The sequence below is a fragment of the Liquorilactobacillus vini DSM 20605 genome (assembly GCF_000255495.1).
Taxonomy (GTDB): Bacteria; Bacillota; Bacilli; order Lactobacillales; family Lactobacillaceae; genus Liquorilactobacillus; species Liquorilactobacillus vini.
This window is the reverse complement of the sequence record NZ_AHYZ01000205.1, coordinates 1-2,231: the sequence shown is the minus strand read 5'-3', so window position 1 is coordinate 2,231 and position 2,231 is coordinate 1. Positions and strand designations below refer to the sequence as shown.

General features: G+C 36.8%; 2 protein-coding genes and 1 other annotated feature. Both genes read right to left on the bottom strand.

Going from position 1 to position 2,231, the window contains the following annotated elements; all coding sequences use genetic code 11:
• Positions 1 to 128 precede the first annotated feature (128 nt).
• A complete protein-coding gene (gene tyrS, locus ON15_RS10935; RefSeq protein ID WP_010581530.1) occupies positions 129 to 1,379 on the bottom strand; it encodes a tyrosine--tRNA ligase in 1,251 nt (416 codons plus the stop codon).
• A 41-nt stretch (positions 1,380 to 1,420) separates the two neighbouring features.
• Positions 1,421 to 1,613, bottom strand: a binding site (T-box leader).
• A gap of 38 nt (positions 1,614 to 1,651) precedes the next feature.
• Entirely contained in the window at positions 1,652 to 2,110 is a 459-nt protein-coding gene (locus ON15_RS10930) for a Fur family transcriptional regulator (protein WP_010581529.1), read from the bottom strand.
• Between the last annotated feature and the right edge of the window lie 121 nt (positions 2,111 to 2,231).

Here is a 2,231-nt window from a genome sequence, read left to right as displayed (position 1 = left end):
AACTTAAAAAAAGGGGTGAAAAAGTTTTTTCCACACTTCTTCACCCCTTTTAGCCTCACTATTCACCCAATATTCTAAACTCTAAAATAACCAAAATAGTTAAAATTAATCATAGCAGATCAGTTTTTTTATTTGACTCTAGCCAAAAAATACTTCTTTTTCCCCCGTCTGGCAATTACAAAATGACCATCAAAATTAGCAGCTGGGTCAACTTCAAAATCCAAATCACGAACCCGTTCACCATTAATAGAAATTGCTCCATTCGAAATATCTTCACGCGCCTGCCGTTTTGATTTTTCAATTTTAGCATCAACTAACCAATCAACTAAATTCTTCTTAGCTGCTTGCACTTCAACTGTTGGCATTTTTTTGAACCCTTGTTCAATTTCAGTGGCCGTTAGTGCTTTTACATCACCTGAAAATAATGCCTTAGAAATTCTTTCAGCTTGTAAGACTGCTTCTTTGCCATGCACAAATTCAGTCACTTCTTCAGCTAAGCGCTTTTGAGCTGCTCGTTTTTCTGGCTGTGTTTTGACTTCTTCTGCCAAATCGGCAATGGCCGCTTGATCTAAGAAAGTAAAAAATTTCAAATATTTAATCACATCTCGATCATCAGTATTAAACCAAAATTGATAGAATTCATAAGGTGTAGTTTTCTTTGGATCTAGCCAAACTGCTCCACCAGCTGTTTTGCCAAATTTTGTGCCATCAGCTTTCAGCATCAAAGGAACGGTCAAAGCAAAAACTTGGGCTTGACTGCCTTCTAATTTATGAATCATATCAATCCCAGCCGTGATATTTCCCCACTGATCAGCTCCACCGACTTGCAGCTGAACATCATTTGCTTTATAAAGATGATAAAAATCAATTGCTTGCAAAATTTGATAGGTGAACTCGGTAAACGAAATGCCAACATCCAAACGACTAGCAATGACTTCCTTGTTGAGCATCGTATTAATATTGAATAACTTGCCGAATTTGCGCAAAAATTCCAGCAAATCTAATTTCGATAGCCAATCATAATTATTAACTACCGTAATATTGTCTTTACCAAAAAGTTTTTTCATTTGTTCTGTCTGACAAGCTTCATTATAATGAACCTGATCCATTGTTTGCAAAACTCGTTCTGATTTTTTACCGGATGGATCACCAATCGAGCCGGTTCCACCACCAATTAAAATATGTGCGCGGTGTCCAGTCATCTGGAATCTCTTAAGCATCATAAATGGAATTAAGTGACCCACATGCAAACTATCAGCAGTTGGATCAACTCCGCAATACAAACCAACTGACTTTTCAGCTAAGAGTTTTCTCAGGGCTGGTTCATCTGACACCTGGTTAACTGCACCACGCCATTTTAACTCATCAATAATATCCATAACTTTCCTCCTTAAATAAAAATCCCTAAGATCTAACTGATCCTAGGGACGAAAAATTCCGCGTTACCACCCAAGTTGCTATCCAAAGATAACCAACTCAAACCATCGATAAAGAGATGAATCCTTTCTTTGCTCCATAGTGTAATTCACACAAATGCTTGGCTTGATTTGCAGCTAACACCAAGTCTCTAATTTCCAAAACATTCGGTTACTAGGCTACTTCATCGCTGAATACATTAAAAATATATGATAGTTTTACCTTGCTGTCAATCTTAAAATTGCTTTTTTTTCAATTTAGCCTGGCAATCTGGGCACAAGCCATACACTTCATATTGACTATTTAAAACTTGATAACCAGTCTGTTTGACTGCCTGCTGTTCAAATTCCTTATAGTGGCTATCAAAAACATCCACAATTTTATTACAATTAACGCAAATCACGTGATAGTGTGGCACTTCTGCATAATCATAGCGCATATGCCCACCGCTATCAGAAGCAATCTCAATGATCAAATTATGGTCAATCAACAGTTGTAGTGTATTATAGACCGTTGCTAAGCTTACACTGAAACCATTTTTGCGCACGTAATTAAAAATCATTTCAATCGAAGGGTGCTCATGCGATGTCATCAGATACGACAAAATAACTTGTCTCTGCGGCGTATTTTTAATTTTGAATTCTTTTAGTTTGTTTGCAGCAGCCAAAAGCGGCTTCTGTTCTTCTGCCATCATTTTGCGGCCCTCCTCAGCTAAATGTGTTTAAATGATAATCATTATCACTCCACATTATAAAACCTTTTTTTGGTAAAAGTCTACAATTAAATTTTGGCAGTTTTAAAGCTAATAACTTAAT

Coding starts and splice junctions, on each gene's coding strand:
- ON15_RS10930 (WP_010581529.1), bottom strand. CDS start 2,110: ATGATGGCAGAAGAACAGAAGCCGCTTTTGGCTGCTGCAAACAAACTA.
- tyrS (WP_010581530.1), bottom strand. CDS start 1,379: ATGGATATTATTGATGAGTTAAAATGGCGTGGTGCAGTTAACCAGGTG.